The following is a 14,355-nucleotide window of genomic DNA, read 5'->3' as shown; positions in this document are numbered from 1 at the left end:
CTAGGTCGCTTCTCCATACTGTCCCTACGGTATGGAGACAGCATGTTAAACGCTGAACAATCAGTGGAGATTACTGTGTTGCATCGTCACGGCATGAGCATTCGCGCTTTGGTCGATATCACCGGCTGCGCGCGAAACACCATACGGAAGTACCTGAGATCCGAGGGCAAACCTGCTCTCAAGGAGCGCGCCAAGCGCACCGAGAAGCTGGACCCTTTCAAACCCTATCTCATCCGGCGCATCGAGTCGGCCAAACCCGACTGGATTCCAGCCACCAGCCTTCTCGAAGAAATCCAGAATCAGGGGTACGAAGGTGGTATAACCCGCCTCCGCCAATTCCTGGTTGACTACAAGCCTGCTACGGCGCCGGCTGAACCGGACAATCGTTTTGAGACCGACCCCGGCAAGCAGATGCAGGTGGATTGGGTTGTTTTCCGTCGCGGCAAGGATCGCTTGTCGGCCTTCGTCGCCACGATGGGCTACTCCCGCGCCAGCTTCGTGGAGTACGTCACCGACGAGAAGATCGAAACCCTGTTGGCTTGCCACGAGCATGCTTTCGAGTATTTCGGTGGCGTCCCCAAGCAGGTGCTCTACGACAACATGAAGACGGTTGTCATTGAGCGGGATGGCTACGGGGAAGGCAACCATAAGCTCAACCCGCTGTTCCTGGACTTCGCCAAGCACTGGGGCTTCGTTCCCAAGCTTTGCCAGCCTTATCGCGCCCGTACCAAGGGCAAGGTGGAACGCTTCAACCGCTATTTGCGTCGTACCTTCCACGTTACGCTGGCTAGTCGGCTGAAGATGAGCGGCATTCATCTGGACAAGGATACTGCCAATGTCGAGGTACGCCGTTGGCTGCGCGAAACGGCGAATGTTCGTATCCATGCCACGACCAAGGAGCAACCGGATAAACTGTTGAAGGCTGAGCAGCCTCATCTGCAGGCCTTCCCCCCAAGCTATACCGGCGTCTCGGTCCGCGAGCAGTCGCTGACCAAGCCGGTGGCTCATGTGATTACCCCGTTGCAGCGTCCTCTGTCGTTTTACGACGAGCTGGTCGCCGCTGCCGCTTGAGGAGGAACCCCATGGATATTCAAGCAGAACGCATCCGCGCTTCCTGTGAGTTGTTGGGCCTTGATCGAGTCACTGAAATCTACCCGGTGATCGCCGAAGCGGCGATCAAGGCCGAACAGGGGTTTGCTGATTTCCTCGAAGCGCTACTTAAAGAGGAAGTCAGTGGCCGGCAGCAACGCAGTCGAACCGTATTGACCCGACTCGCTGGGTTCCCCGCCATCAAGACGTTCGATAGCTTTGACTTCAAATTTGCCAGCGACATCCCGAAGGCGCGCATCCAGGAGTTGTTCAGTTTGGCTTTTGTCGAGCGTACTGAGAACATCATGCTGCTTGGGCCTTCTGGTGTCGGCAAGACCCACCTGGCGATTGCCTTGGGCTACGCCGCAACGCAGGCGGGGATCAAGACCCGTTTTGTCAGTGCGGCGGACCTGGCGCTGCAACTCGCGGCAGCTCAGCGCCAGGGGCGTCTCAACGAAGTGATGAAACGCAATGTGCTTGCCTACCGCCTGCTGGTGATCGACGAAATTGGCTACCTGCCGTTCGGGCGGGAAGAATCAAACCTGTTCTTCCAGGTCATTGCCAAGCGGTATGAGAAGGGATCGGTGATCGTTACGTCCAATCTTCCGGTTGGGCAGTGGGGCTCTGCTTTCAATGGCGATGACACCCTGACCGCAGCCCTGCTGGATCGGCTCCTTCATCACGCCCACATCATCCAGATCAAGGGCGATAGCTATCGGCTGAAGGACAAGAAAAAGGCGGGGTTTGTTGGCACACAAGGGGGCGCAAGCAACTGACTCGGCAGCATCCTGAGCCGTTCTGTGAAGGATGGCTCAGGCAAGGTGCCCTACGACCGCAACGTGCCCGTTGCTGTCACTTCCCCCGTGGAAATGGCTACCCGCAACCGGCCATTCGTGACATGCGGGCCCCGACCCCAAGCAGCCAGTCAGTTTCTCCTATGCAGCCATTCGGCTATAGATGCCTTACACCGCCTCCAGCGCGAGCAGTTCAGCCACCGTCTGCCTTCGTCGAATAAGCCGGGGCTCACCATTTTCCATCAGCACTTCGGCAATCAGCGGGCGCGCGTTGTAGTTCGATGACATGGAGGCACCATACGCACCGGTGTCGTGCAACACCAGCAGATCTGACACCTGCGCCTGCGGCAAGGACCGGTGCAACACCTCGCCACCTTCTCCCTGCGTAAACACATCTCCCGACTCACACAGAGGTCCGGCAACCACCGTGTCAAACTGCAGGCCATTAACCGCTGTGCCATCAGAGTGGATCAACTCCATGCCGTGGTAAGAGCCGTATAGGGCCGGGCGAACCAGATCACTGAAGCCGGCGTCCACCATCACAAAATGGTTGGTGCCCTGTTGCTTCGTGGCGCGTACCTCGGTGACCAGCACGCCGGACTCGGCCATCAAATAGCGGCCCGGTTCTATTTCCAGTTGTACTGGATGCTCCAGCAGTTGTTCCACGGCATGACGCGCGGCATCCCATAATGCAAAGTAGTGCGCCGTATCAATCGCGGGTTCACCGGCCTGATAGGGAACGGACAGACCGCCGCCCGCAGAGATGGCTTGCAGGTCCAAACCCTGCGCATGCACTATTGCTACCAGCTTTAGCATGGCACCGCACACTTCCTGCAGGTGCGCGTAGTCCACGCCTGAGCCGATATGCATGTGCAGGCCCTGCAAGGCCAGACCGTTGAACTTGATCTTTTCGCAGGCGCGTACCAGGTCGCCATGCCAGATGCCATGCTTGCTATGCTCGCCTCCGGTATTTGTTTTCTTGGAATGGCCATGCCCGAAACCTGGGTTGATGCGTAGCCACACCGGGTGCCCGGGGTTGACCGCACCCAATTGGTCCAGCATGTCCATGGAGCCGCAGTTCACTGGAATATGGAGTTCCACCACGCGCGCAAGCGTAGCGCGGTCCAGCAGATCGGCCGTGAACACGATGTCTGCGTGCCCGTTGTGCAAGCCCGGCGTAAAACCACTAGCCAACGCGCGTTCGATTTCACCCAAAGACACCGAGTCCACCACTGCGCCCTGTCGCCTCAGAAGGCGAAGGATGTGTGTATTGGAGTTGGCTTTCTGAGCGAAGCGCACGACGTCAAACAACCGCAGAGCGGCAATCTGGCGTGTAATGGTGTCGGCATCATAGATCCACAGCGGGGTACCGAACTGCTGGGCCAAAGGAGCGATGGTAGCGGGAGTAAAAGGGTTCATGGGTGGATGATCCCGTCCATAGTTAATTCAATCAATGCTATTCTTGTTACGCACCTATTCAATATTGATATGAATTTAACTCATCGCCAGCTGACGATGTTTCGCGCCATCATGCTGCACGGCAACCTGGGGCGTGCCGCTGACGCGTGCGCGTCAAGCCAGCCCACTTTGAGTCGCGAGCTGGGTCGTCTGGAGCAGTTACTGGGGTTTAACCTTTTTGACCGGGTGCGTGGCCGATTACGACCTACCGTGCGGGCACTTGCGCTGATGCAGGAAGTAGAACGCTCGTTTATAGGTTTGGAACAGATCGCAGCGCGCGCCAGCGAATTGCGCACGCAAGCGACAGGTCGCTTGCGCATAGCGTGTCTGCCGGCATTGGCCCATGCCTTGGTACCCCGCGCACTGGTATATCTCTCACATGCACATCCTGAACTAGGAGTCAGCGTGCATCCCTTAGAGTCGCCCTGGCTGGAGCAAGCCATGAGTGAACAGCGTTTTGACCTGGGACTGAGTGAAATCCAAGAGGCACCTGCTGGAGTTGCCTTGCAGCCCTTACTGAAAGTCAATGAAGTCGCTGTTTTGCCACGTGATCACAGCCTGTGCCGCAAGGCGCGACTGCAACCACGCGACTTTACAGGCGAGCGCTTCATCAGTCTCGCGGTTGGCGACCCGTATCGAACCGCCATTGATGCGATGTTCGACGACGCTAAAGTACATCGCGCAACCCCGCTTGAGACCACGAGCGCAGTGGCCGTCTGCGCCATGGTGCGTCAGGGCCTGGGTGTTGCCATCGTAAACCCGCTCACCGCACTGGAACTCAGTGGACCGGACCTAGTAGTGCGGCCGCTTACCGTTGCCATCGCTTACCAGGTGAATATGCTTCTTCCGGAAATCGCAGCTCCGCACCCCCTGCAAGGCGTTCTCGCAGACACCGTGCGCAAAGCCTGCGCCGCCTTGAACTACCATCACTCTCTATGAGCCCCAAGGGCATATCCCGGATTTTGTGTAAAGCTGCCATCGGCGGCTCTTCCACCAGATGGCGGCTTTGGCCGAGAAGCCCGAATTGACCATCCGGCAGGTTTCGGAGTGGAGCGGGCCTCTGAGGTCGGCTATAGCGAATAGGTGTCCGGCCGCTTTGTGCCCTGAGATGGTCGTCAAGTGTTTTTTTCAGGTTGCGAGCGATGCAAGCAGAGGTGACCCTCGGCGCTTCAGGGCGTTTAGGTAGGCCGATTCGTCGTAGGGTGTGTGAGTTAGCCAACACCGGTACAGGATTCTGACCCATTTGAAGGCCAAGGATCGGATAGCGGCCTGATGGGCACAACCTCTTGCCCGTTGCTGGCGATAGTAGGCCTTGGCCCAGAACGAGCGTGGAATCGTCAAGGCGGCCCATTCGACAAAGGTCTGACGCAGGAAAGTGGGACATTGCATTCGCCAGTGTACCCAGTGCTGCTTGCCGCTGCTCTCGGTCACCGGAGCTATGCCCGCATACATCTGGAGCTCGGCGGCACTGGCGTATCGATCACGCTGCTCACCAAAGGCAACGAGCAAGCGCGGCGCCAACGTGGGACCTGCGCCTGGCAATGCATGAAATAGTTCGTAGTCCGGTAGTGTCGGCGCCAAGCAGGCGATCGCGGCATCAAAACGCTCGATGCTCTTCAAGGTGGCTCGCAATTGCTCCACCAGGCCTTCAACCAAGAGTTGTTTCGGCCGGATGATGGCAGGATCTTCAGTAAGTGGAGCGGCATTCCTGACCGCCGCCAGCCGCTCTTCAATCAGTTTAGGGTGATGGCAATTGTGAGCTCGAAAGAAGGCCTCCAGGGTTGCTCTGCGGGCCTGGTGCAACTGTTTGTAGGTTGGCCAGCGAGTCAGAAAATCGCAGAACAGGATCGTCCCTTTGTCCTCGAACCAATCATGGGCCAGCGGGTAGTAATGCTTCAGATTGCTGATCAGGCGATTGATGATGCGCCTTTGATCATCGACGACCTGGCGCCGCTCTTCTAGCAGCATGGCTAATTCACGGACAGCAGGGCTTTGCGGCTGCAAAGCCTTTAACTTGTCACGGTGGCCTAGAAGAATCTCAAGGGCGATTTGCGCATCGGTGGGATCGGCCTTGGCCCGACTGGGCTTGAAGGCCTGACGGTATTTCGCGAGCGTAGCTGGATTGATTGGAAACAGAACAATGAAGTCATACTTCTGGAGCGCATAGACCAAGGCGCCGCGAGATGTTTCTATGCAGACTGCCACCCGGTTACCGTGGAAACGTCGTCTTAGCGAGCCTGCCCATTCGTCGATCTCTTTGGGACGATGCGGTAGAACAGAAAATTCACGCTGACTGCTCTCGGCGGCCTGCAAGCAAATGTCGTGTTTCGTGTCCGCCCAATCGATGCCGATAAAAGCGGCGAATTCCTGTTCAGATTGCCCGGTCGTGTGCGTCTTCATGGCTGACCTCCGAAGTGCTAAGGTAAGCGTACGGGATGTGCCTGCTTGAGCGCTGCGAAGGCAATATAGAGAGCCGGTGCAACGGCAAGCCCTGAGTATTCGTTGTCGCGCTCAAGCGCACCTGCGAATTCGAAATCAAAGCGGTGAACATCGGATGTTTTGGCCGAGTAATTCGTAATCCGCAGGTGCATATCCCGTTTTCACCAGCAGCTACCTGCTGGCTGTGACCAGTATCACGGAAAACAGGATGGACTAACTATAATGGCCGACAGCAGAAGGAAGGTCAAAACCACCCAACCAGAACGATGCGTCAACCACCCCATGTGGGTCAATTTTATGTTGATGGGTGTTGTCTTAGCGGGTCAGTTTTAGGTTGTTGTTGACAATGTCGTGTCGTTCGCCTCCTGTCAGACGGAAACGCGCCAGATTGCCCAGACCATCAACCGCTGCATGAATCTTGGTGCTCAAGCCCCCACGAGAACGGCCAAGACTTTGTTGCCCGTTTTTTTGGGGGCGCCGGCAGCATGCTGGTGCGCCCGCACAATCGTGCTGTCGAGAAACACTTCCTCAAAGTCCGCGTCTTCGCAAAGCTTGGCAAAGAGTGCCTGCCAAACACCTTTGTCCGCCCAGCGAGAGAAGCGCCGAAAGGCCGTATTCCATGGCCCGAAATCGGCAGGAAGATCACGCCAAGGCGCACCTGTTCTTGCCATCCAGAGAACCGCTTCAACAAACAAGCGATTATCTGCGCCGCTGCGCCCACGATCTCCTACCTTGCCATGCAGCATCGGTTCGATTCGTAGCCACTGGTCGTCACGTAACAGCAATCTCGGCATCCCGTCCTCAACCCAAAAGACAGGATGTAAACACAATCAACCCTTTGTGAACAGCCTCTTAATCACAAATGTCCACACGCTCTAGCTTCTGTAGGAACCCAAGGTATGCCAGTGATCCGATGGCCCCTCTGCGTGATATCGTCCAAAATTGGCCAGCATCAAGCGATGAGACGATCAAACTGAACTACGATGCGCTTTGGACAGTTTTTTCTGCAACCAGCGGCTCTTGGAATCAGGACCAATTCTCCGAAGTCATTGGTGCGGTACTTAGTGCGCCCGGCATTGAACCAAGCTTCCTCGGAGGCTTGGCTGAGCGTATGGCAGCCAGCTTTCTAGAGAGGGCAGCTCAGTCACAAGATCCTTACAGAAGGGCTCAAGTAGCAGCAAGCATCGCAGTTTGCCTACTCCCGTATATTGAGTCGGAAGCGGTTGAAGCCAGCGCACAACGGCTATTAGGCCAATGCTGCTCAGCGTTAATAAAAGCGAATGCATCTCTACTTGCCGACCTTCAATCTAATAGATACGCCTTGTTGGCCGATACAGGGGGAGGACTTTGCGACCTATATCTGTTACCTCAGCGCGTTGCTAAAGTGCTTGGATGGGCGGCTGTTTCGATGTTGCTATGTCAAGAGGCGGCTGATCGGGCTGAGGCGGAGCTTCAGTTCAGTTCGCTGTTGAAGTTAACTCTTGAGTTATACAGTGGTTCCGTCGTTGCTCTTAGCGATGCGCAGGCTCCATTGTGGTGCGTAGCTCTGTCGAGTGCGGCCACGCTAGGCTTGCAGGAAGCGGGTGAGCAGCTTGCAGGATTGGTATTTCACTCGCTAGTTCGGTGTTCGGGGAACTTAGCAAGATGGGATCTGCCGCCGGAGCGAGCATGGGACTACCTCCTTGCGCGACGAAACAACGACTATTCGGCTTGTACGGACTTGGTAGAACGCCCGATCGAAACCCTTACGGTTTTGCTAAAAGCATCAAGCCTTTTTGGGATAGAGGAAATCTTCGATGAAAGTCTCTGGATGTTGGATGGAGTTTCCTTCTCCGCCTACATCCCAAGTGACTATATGCAATTCAACGCGCTGACGATGGAGGGAGGGCAGAACTTGGTTTGGTCGATTGGGCATGACGTGTTTAGAACTGAAGACCTCAAAGCGACTTGGCCATCCTCAATACCGCTCCCCCAATCTCCCACGGTAGCCGCGTTAGCAATTCTCGCTTCGCTTCTCTCTCGGGATCGGCAACCATGGTTCTTGTTGCATAAATGACTATTTGACAGGCCGGTTTTTGGGAGCGCAGTTCCCTTCAAGCAACGCCAAGAGTTAACTCTTGGCTGGCGAATCCGTAGCCGGATGGTCTCTGCTCAGCTTTTGCTTTCAAAGGGTGGAAATGGGCGCTTACGCTACAACAAAGATCGCAGGGATTGATGGAGCGCGAGTGGACTGGAGTCGATTCAATGCAGGCTCCGGCTACATCTCTGCAGGCACAAGAAGAATACTGGTACGTCTTTGGGGCGAAAACAAGAAGATGGGGCTTCCAATTGGAACTCCAGTCGGAAAGGTCGAAACGTATGGATGCGTCACTTTCGAAGCGCAATTAAGCAGAAGCTATGTGGCCTCCACTGTAGTCAGCGACTCAGGTTACGTCGTTACCATTGCTGACGTGACAGACGAGTCCAAAGATAGGACAGTTATTCACACTACCGTCGTTCCATTCGACAGTGCGGCCACGCTACAAACTTGCAGGCCGCTTTCGAATTGAAAAAGACGCATAACCCGGCAGTCGCCCCCGTTCCCTTCGGTCACTGGACGCTGCGCGATAAATCCGCGCAGCGCCGGTCACTTCCACGTCAGGCAATCCCTATGGCATCGGCCTTATTGTTTCTTTTAGTCACTTTTGCTGCAGTCGCCGCAATTCCTGTATTGCTTAGCGTGTTTGCTGTGGTTATGACTAAACGCGAACATTCCGAAGCTATCAGGCCTAGCAGTGGGATACCTACGCTATGGAAAATTGGAGCAGCCTGCTTCATTGCTTACCTAGCTATGTTCTTTGTGCTCAAGCTGCTGTTGGTTGCTGAAACCTTCAACCACTTCTACTTTCCGGCCTTGTACCATCCTCAACTAGGCTCATTCTCTGTCGTTGCAAATTCGCTACTATTTGCACTCGGCATTCCCATTCCGTTTCTCTTCGATACCTTTGCGCGAGAAACATTTGTACACCTATCCGCACGCCATACTCTGTTGCTATACCTCGCCAACGGGCTACTTCTGTCGTGCCTCGCAACCTATGCATTCGCCAGGCTGCACAAGATCAAGGGCTCAAATGCCAATACAAATTCCACCTAACACTCCGACCTTCGGCCTCCGCTGGACGCTGCGCGATAAAGCTCCGCGCCGCGCCCCTTACCTATAACGTTGGGCATCACATCAAAGACATATGCGTACCCTTATTTTTCTCACAGTGTCCGCCGGACTATTCGGCTGTGCCACCAGCATCAATCAGAAGAACGCTAATCGCTACTACGAGGCTGGCCTACAGGCCGAGTCCCAGGGCAACTGGCCTCAAGCGAGGGAAATGTACTCCCGTGCTTTGGTTAATGCGCGTTCTAGTGGCGCAGCTCCCGAGTATGTTTCAGCAGTTACCTATAACCTCGGCCGCGCGACTGGATACACATGTGACTTTGATCGCGCCGAATCATTGCTTAGGGAGGCGCTCGAACTGGAGCAGGCGTTGCCAAAGCCGAGCGCTTCCAATATCACTAAGCGCTGGTCAGAACTCGCTCGCCTCAATTTCGATCAAGGCAAATACGAAGCCTCCGCGCGTTGGTACTCCCTTGCCGTTCCCGAACTTGAGCGCATGGGCATACTCACCATCGACCCCATTGGTTTTGCGGGATACCTGGGAGAACAAGCGGACTCAGAAGAAAAAAGCGGGCGGCCGCAGCAGGCCATTGCAATTCGTCAGCGTGCTGCAGCAATCCGCGACGCCGCAGCCGGGCGTTCGGCGAAATATGTTCCTATCCACTTCCGCCAAATTTGCAGCGGTCGCAAGTGATGCCCAACATTCCAATCCACCGGACCTCCGGCAAGCTGGCTTGCCTACGTCCGGTAATTTTCAACGTTAGGCCGCTATGCCGCTCTACGCTTGGGTCTGTCATGCCTGCCACGCCACCAATCCCGCAGGTTCTGAAGCATGTGGCGCTTGTGGGTGTCCCGCGGTAGCCTGTATCGCTGACATCGAGGAAGCCAAGACCGGTGTCAAACAACCGCCGCGCTTGTCTCGGAAGGAATGGCATGTTTTGCGGCGAGCCGAAATCTCAGTACTTCCTTTCTGGAAGAAGCCTGCTGCCCATGCCCTTCAAGCAATGCGTGTGGTTGGTGCGTTCTTCATCTTGAGCGGCATATTTGATTTCTCACTTAGTGCCAGTCTCAGTGGGCTTGGCATTGTCCTTGTCGCCGAAGTTTTGTTCAGTCTGCTCAAGGGGCGCCCGTATATTTGGCAGGGCAGGTAGCAGTCGCCCTTCTCGGATATTCATCCGAGTTTGCGACTGTTGCCGGAAGAAGATTCCTTGGGTATCAGTTCAAACCAACTTACGAAGTGCCGGGCATTCTTGGAATGGGCGCCGCTAGCGCCACTCGCTGCCACCAGCGCTGTCGCAATGACAGGCACTCCTGCGTGACAACTTTCCAATTGTCATCGGAAACAGCGATTTGGAATACACTCTTGGCAAGATCTTTCGGACGCCTTTCGTCGAAACCCGACGCCCATCCCCATGAGCACAGGCATCGCTTATTTGGCGATGAAAAGACGAGGGAGTCCATCCCATCACTCGAGCAAAACCAAAACTGAAAACACATGAAAATCAAAACGGTTATTACAGCTTACCTCATCTCTCTGGCCATAACAGTTCAAGCAGGAGAAGAGCGATTCGACATAAAAAAAGAAATCACCTCCAGCGATTTCAAAGCGCAATTTGAAACCGAGGTTTCATTATTCCTGAGCGGCGATAAAACACCAAAATTCCCCGAAGTGGGACGTCCGGAAACCTACACCGCAGTGAGCATTAGCCTCAGTCCGTTTGGAGGCAGTCGCCGCCATTGTCTTGATGCCTTCCAAAAAGCGGTGAAGTCCATGATCGATACCGCTATCTCGCATGGTTACGATGCCATTTTTGAAATCAAGCAAGCCGAGAGTGAATCACCAAAAAACGAGCCTGGAATTTTGAAATGCGAGCCTGGTTACAAGGTAACCACGGTTTCCATATCAGGAACGATGGCATTGTCCGCATCAGCTTTACAAAGAAAACTGGATGAAGAACACATCTTCATCAATCTACCTTCCCGGGCGCCAGCGACAGGAGCCATATTTATTGCCATGGATCAGATATTCGAATCTCCGGAAGCCAGGAAAATCCTGAGTCACGGATTATCAGCACACTGGGGGAAAACCTCTCCAGAATTCAAGCATCGATCGGGTCCGGACGACTATTCGGACGAAGCCGAAATCACGGCATCAGGTGCCGAAAACGCTTGTCGGTCAGCAACGCTCAAAGCACTTTCCCAAATTGCCAATGAGGCAAAGGAGCGAAACTTCAATGCGATCATAAAGTTGCGTAGCCACTGGGAAGGAGAATACGTTCAACCAGGAACGCTTGAGTGTCTAGTCGGCAAGAAAAAAGCCTATGTAACCCTTCAGGCAACTTTGGCTGAAATCAATTGACCCCCATTGAACATGCTGATCAAGAAAATCTCCGATACCTGTAAATCATTGTTTGTGTGCAGCCTTTTGATTGCCATTTCCAGCTGTGCCGTCAACTATCCACATCCGGACACAGTCGTTCTTGAACAGCCAAAACCGGGAGAGTCGCTGATCTATTTTCTTCGCGCCCCTCACGATAACGAGGCATTGGTAATCGAAAGCAGTGAAAAACGAACCGTTCGACTACCACCGGAATCATACGTTGCTCTATCACTACCACCAGGAAATTACCAGTTCACAACAAGGCACGGTGGCTTTTTCAGCACAGCAGAGGGAGCTGAAAAAATAGAAGTTTCTCTTGCAAAAAATAGCCGAAGATTTTTCCACATATCCGGCATTGAAGAAAACCGGCCAAGCTATATAGGATTTATTGGTACAGGATTTACGCCACTATACGCTCGAAAATCCGTGGTAATAAACAGGGTCTGGAAGGAATGCTCAGAACTTGATGCTAGAGGCCTTATCACCATTTCCCGGCGGGTTAACATTGAATAGCCACAGGAAAAATTTTGAATTTTTGGAAATGACATTCGAGATTTATTTTTTAACAGCACGAGAAATTTCGCTGGTGCTCCATACGAAGATCATTTTTCTGCCAACTCCCCATCATCGCCTCAGCGGTTTTTGATAGCATCCCGCCCCAAACCTGCCCCCACCTGCGGAAGCTGTCATGCGTTTTTTCCCCCTTTTTGCCGTTCTGTTTCTCAGCGCCTGCGCGACGGTTGCCGCACTGCAGCTTGACGATCGCTTCGGCCGGGCCGATCCCGCACGTTTCGACGCGCCACCGCAGCCCGTGGCGGGGGCGCCGGATTACTGGCGGGAGGTGCGGCCGATTCTCGATCAGCGTTGCGTCAGCTGTCACGCCTGCTACGACGCTCCCTGCCAGTTGAACCTGACCAGTTACGCCGGTGTGGTGCGGGGCGCCAATCCGCGCCAGGTTTATGGCAGCAACCCGCGCCTGCTGGCCGACCGGCCGACCCGGCTCGGCTTCGACGCGCAAAGTACGCGCGCCTGGCGCGATCTCGACTTTTTTCCGGTGCTCAACGAGCGCGAGCAAAGCAGCGAGGCCAATCGCGTCGGCGGCGTGATGTATCGCCTGCTGGCGCTCAAGCAGACAAACCCGGGGCCGCAAGGTGGGCGGATCGACGACCCCGATCTCGACTTTTCGCTCGACCGCAGCCAGCTCTGCGTCGCCGGTGAAGGGCTGGATCAGTACGAGCGCCAGCACCCAACACGCGGCATGCCATTCGGCCTGCCGGCACTGGCTCCCGACGAACACCGGACGCTCAGCCGCTGGCTGGAAGCCGGCGCCCCCTACCGGCCGCCCTTGCCGCCGGCACCGGCGGTGCTGCGCCAGATCGACACCTGGGAAACCTTCTTCAACGCCGACGACCTGAAGTCGCAACTCACCGCCCGCTACCTGTACGAGCACTGGTTCATCGGTCATATCTGGTTTGCCGAGCAACCCGGCCAGTACTTCGAGCTGGTACGCAGCAAAACACCACCCGGCCAGCCGATCGACGTCATCGCCACCCGGCGGCCATTCGACGATCCCGGCGTGGGGCGCGTCTGGTATCGACTGCGGCCTAGCGAGGCAACGCCGCTGGCCAAGACCTTGATGCCGCTGCAGTTCGATGCCGCCCGGCTGCAACGGCTGCGCGACTGGTTCATCGCGCCGCCCTACACGGTCAGCGCCCTGCCCGACTATGCGCCGGAGCGCGCGGCCAACCCCTTCGTCACCTTCCGCGAACTGCCGCTGATCGCCCGCTATCGCCTGCTGCTCGACGAGGCGCAATTCACCATTGCCGGTTTCATGAAGGGGCCGGTCTGCCGCGGCCAGGTAGCGCTGAATTCGATCAACGACCATTTCTGGGTTTTCTTCGTCGCTCCGAACGAGAAGGCGGCCAACTTCATGGCCACGATCATCGATGCCGCCAGCCCGGTCATGACCCTGCCGGCCGAGCGGGAGAGCACGGCCAGCCTGCTCGCCTGGCGGGAATACGCCAGGCTCGAACGGCAATACACCGAAGCACGCAGCGCCGTCACCGCCAGGCTGCACGTCAAGGGCGAACGCCCGCTGCTCACCGATATCTGGGACGGCGACGGCCGGAATACCAACGCCACGCTGACCATCTTCCGCCATTTCGACAGCGCTTCGGTGGTCAAGGGGCTGGCCGGCGAACGCCCGCAAACCGCCTTCGTGATGGGCTACCCGGTGCTCGAACGCATGCACTACCTGCTGACCGCCGGTTTCGATGTGTTCGGCAATGTCGGCCATCAACTGGCCACCCGGCTGTACATGGATTTCCTGCGCATGGAAAGCGAACTCAATTTTCTCGCCCTGCTGCCGATCGGGGACCGGCAAGCGGTGCTCGATCGGTGGTATCGCCAGCGCAGCCAGCCGCACAACGAGTATCTGGCCGATGCGACACGTTACTTCCCGCTGGAGACCGGCATCCGCTTCCGCCAGAAAGACACCCTGGGCGAGTTGTACGGGATGCTCCGCAAGCACACGGCAAAGGCGGCGGATCATAGCCGCGACCTGGAAAACACCGGTCTGCCGGCCGCCGACATCGCCCAGTTGCAGCGCCTGTCGGCCGTCAAGGGCCTGGCCGCCTCGTCGATGCCGGAAGACAGCCTGCTGCTGGTGACCCCGCGCCAGGGCCAGCCGGCGGTAATCGCGCTGCTACGCAACAGCGCGCATACCAATGTTGCCGAACTGTTCAACGAGGAAGACCGCCGCTTGCCGCAGGAGGACACGTTGCTGGCCCTCGGCGGCGCCGTCGGCGCCTATCCGAACGCCCTGTTCGCGGTCGATTCGGCGCAGCTGCCGGCTTTCGCCGACGCGGTCCGGAACCTGGACGGGCCAGCGGCGCTGACCCGCCTGGTCGATCGCTTTGGCGTGCGCCGCAGCGACCCGCGCTTCTGGGCCGTCAGCGATACCATCCACGCCCGGCAGAAAGCGATCCGGCCGCTGGAGTACGGGATTCTCGACTACAGCCGGCTGGAAAACCGCTAGGCCCGGCCAG

The 14,355-nt window shown here is 56.4% G+C and carries 12 protein-coding genes and 1 pseudogene; 9 read left to right on the top strand and 4 right to left on the bottom strand.

Features of this window, described 5'->3' with window-relative positions:
• Positions 1-42 precede the first annotated feature (42 nt).
• Complete coding sequence (gene istA, locus L0962_RS10140; protein ID WP_109042002.1) at positions 43-1,071, top strand: IS21 family transposase; 1,029 nt, start codon at positions 43-45, stop codon at positions 1,069-1,071.
• Between the two features lie 11 nt (positions 1,072-1,082).
• Entirely contained in the window at positions 1,083-1,865 is a 783-nt protein-coding gene (istB, locus tag L0962_RS10135; protein WP_109042001.1) for an IS21-like element helper ATPase IstB, read from the top strand.
• A gap of 186 nt (positions 1,866-2,051) precedes the next feature.
• Here istB and lysA read toward each other — a convergent pair whose 3' ends face one another.
• Positions 2,052-3,302 (bottom strand): diaminopimelate decarboxylase, encoded by a 1,251-nt coding sequence (lysA, locus tag L0962_RS10130; protein ID WP_234086314.1) that lies wholly within the window; start codon positions 3,300-3,302, stop codon positions 2,052-2,054.
• Between the two features lie 6 nt (positions 3,303-3,308).
• On the opposite strand from lysA, the gene L0962_RS10125 reads away from it, so the two are divergent.
• Complete coding sequence (locus tag L0962_RS10125; protein WP_234086313.1) at positions 3,309-4,280, top strand: LysR family transcriptional regulator; 972 nt, start codon at positions 3,309-3,311, stop codon at positions 4,278-4,280.
• A gap of 189 nt (positions 4,281-4,469) precedes the next feature.
• On the opposite strand, the gene L0962_RS10120 is transcribed toward L0962_RS10125, so the two are convergent.
• Positions 4,470-5,741, bottom strand: a complete 1,272-nt coding sequence (locus L0962_RS10120) for an IS110 family transposase (RefSeq protein ID WP_109042003.1) — start codon at positions 5,739-5,741, stop codon at positions 4,470-4,472.
• 381 nt (positions 5,742-6,122) lie between these two features.
• Positions 6,123-6,574, bottom strand: a pseudogene (locus L0962_RS10115) (IS5 family transposase); the annotation flags it as partial.
• Between the two features lie 119 nt (positions 6,575-6,693).
• Here L0962_RS10115 and L0962_RS10110 point away from each other — a divergent pair.
• The 3 genes from L0962_RS10110 (at position 6,694) to L0962_RS10100 (ending at position 9,622) form a co-directional block, all read left to right on the top strand.
• The gene (locus L0962_RS10110; protein ID WP_234086312.1) at positions 6,694-7,836 is read left to right on the top strand and encodes a hypothetical protein; all 1,143 of its coding nucleotides are present in this window, start codon (positions 6,694-6,696) and stop codon (positions 7,834-7,836) included.
• A 471-nt stretch (positions 7,837-8,307) separates the two neighbouring features.
• Complete coding sequence (locus tag L0962_RS10105; protein WP_234086311.1) at positions 8,308-8,913, top strand: hypothetical protein; 606 nt, start codon at positions 8,308-8,310, stop codon at positions 8,911-8,913.
• Between the two features lie 91 nt (positions 8,914-9,004).
• Complete coding sequence (locus L0962_RS10100) at positions 9,005-9,622, top strand: tetratricopeptide repeat protein (RefSeq protein ID WP_234086310.1); 618 nt, start codon at positions 9,005-9,007, stop codon at positions 9,620-9,622.
• Positions 9,623-10,099: 477 nt separating this feature from the next.
• On the opposite strand, the gene L0962_RS10095 is transcribed toward L0962_RS10100, so the two are convergent.
• Positions 10,100-10,237: a transposase gene (locus tag L0962_RS10095; RefSeq protein WP_367398023.1), complete on the bottom strand. Its 138-nt coding sequence runs from the start codon at positions 10,235-10,237 to the stop codon at positions 10,100-10,102.
• 186 nt (positions 10,238-10,423) lie between these two features.
• Between L0962_RS10095 and L0962_RS10090 the strand changes: the two genes are divergently transcribed.
• From L0962_RS10090 to L0962_RS10080, 3 genes are all read left to right on the top strand, one after another.
• Positions 10,424-11,287, top strand: coding sequence for a hypothetical protein (locus tag L0962_RS10090; RefSeq protein WP_234086309.1), 864 nt, complete (start codon positions 10,424-10,426; stop codon positions 11,285-11,287).
• Positions 11,288-11,299: 12 nt separating this feature from the next.
• Positions 11,300-11,821 carry a hypothetical protein gene (locus L0962_RS10085; RefSeq protein ID WP_234086308.1) on the top strand — a complete coding sequence of 174 codons (522 nt, stop codon included), beginning with the start codon at positions 11,300-11,302 and terminating at the stop codon, positions 11,819-11,821.
• A 175-nt stretch (positions 11,822-11,996) separates the two neighbouring features.
• Entirely contained in the window at positions 11,997-14,345 is a 2,349-nt protein-coding gene (locus L0962_RS10080) for a fatty acid cis/trans isomerase (RefSeq protein WP_234086307.1), read from the top strand.
• Positions 14,346-14,355 lie beyond the last annotated feature (10 nt).

The organism is Azonexus sp. R2A61, from assembly GCF_021401135.1.
Taxonomy (GTDB): domain Bacteria; phylum Pseudomonadota; class Gammaproteobacteria; order Burkholderiales; family Rhodocyclaceae; genus Azonexus.
The sequence above is the reverse complement of the archived record's forward strand: the minus strand, read 5'-3'. Positions and strand labels throughout refer to the sequence as shown.

Bases quoted from the DNA above. Each gene is read 5' to 3' on its own strand.
- L0962_RS10090 (WP_234086309.1), top strand. From the start codon at position 10,424: ATGAAAATCAAAACGGTTATTACAGCTTACCTCATCTCTCTGGCCATA.
- L0962_RS10100 (WP_234086310.1), top strand. From the start codon at position 9,005: ATGCGTACCCTTATTTTTCTCACAGTGTCCGCCGGACTATTCGGCTGT.
- L0962_RS10110 (WP_234086312.1), top strand. From the start codon at position 6,694: ATGGCCCCTCTGCGTGATATCGTCCAAAATTGGCCAGCATCAAGCGAT.
- L0962_RS10080 (WP_234086307.1), top strand. From the start codon at position 11,997: ATGCGTTTTTTCCCCCTTTTTGCCGTTCTGTTTCTCAGCGCCTGCGCG.
- istB (WP_109042001.1), top strand. From the start codon at position 1,083: ATGGATATTCAAGCAGAACGCATCCGCGCTTCCTGTGAGTTGTTGGGC.
- istA (WP_109042002.1), top strand. From the start codon at position 43: ATGTTAAACGCTGAACAATCAGTGGAGATTACTGTGTTGCATCGTCAC.
- L0962_RS10085 (WP_234086308.1), top strand. From the start codon at position 11,300: ATGCTGATCAAGAAAATCTCCGATACCTGTAAATCATTGTTTGTGTGC.
- L0962_RS10120 (WP_109042003.1), bottom strand. From the start codon at position 5,741: ATGAAGACGCACACGACCGGGCAATCTGAACAGGAATTCGCCGCTTTT.
- lysA (WP_234086314.1), bottom strand. From the start codon at position 3,302: ATGAACCCTTTTACTCCCGCTACCATCGCTCCTTTGGCCCAGCAGTTC.
- L0962_RS10125 (WP_234086313.1), top strand. From the start codon at position 3,309: ATGATCCCGTCCATAGTTAATTCAATCAATGCTATTCTTGTTACGCAC.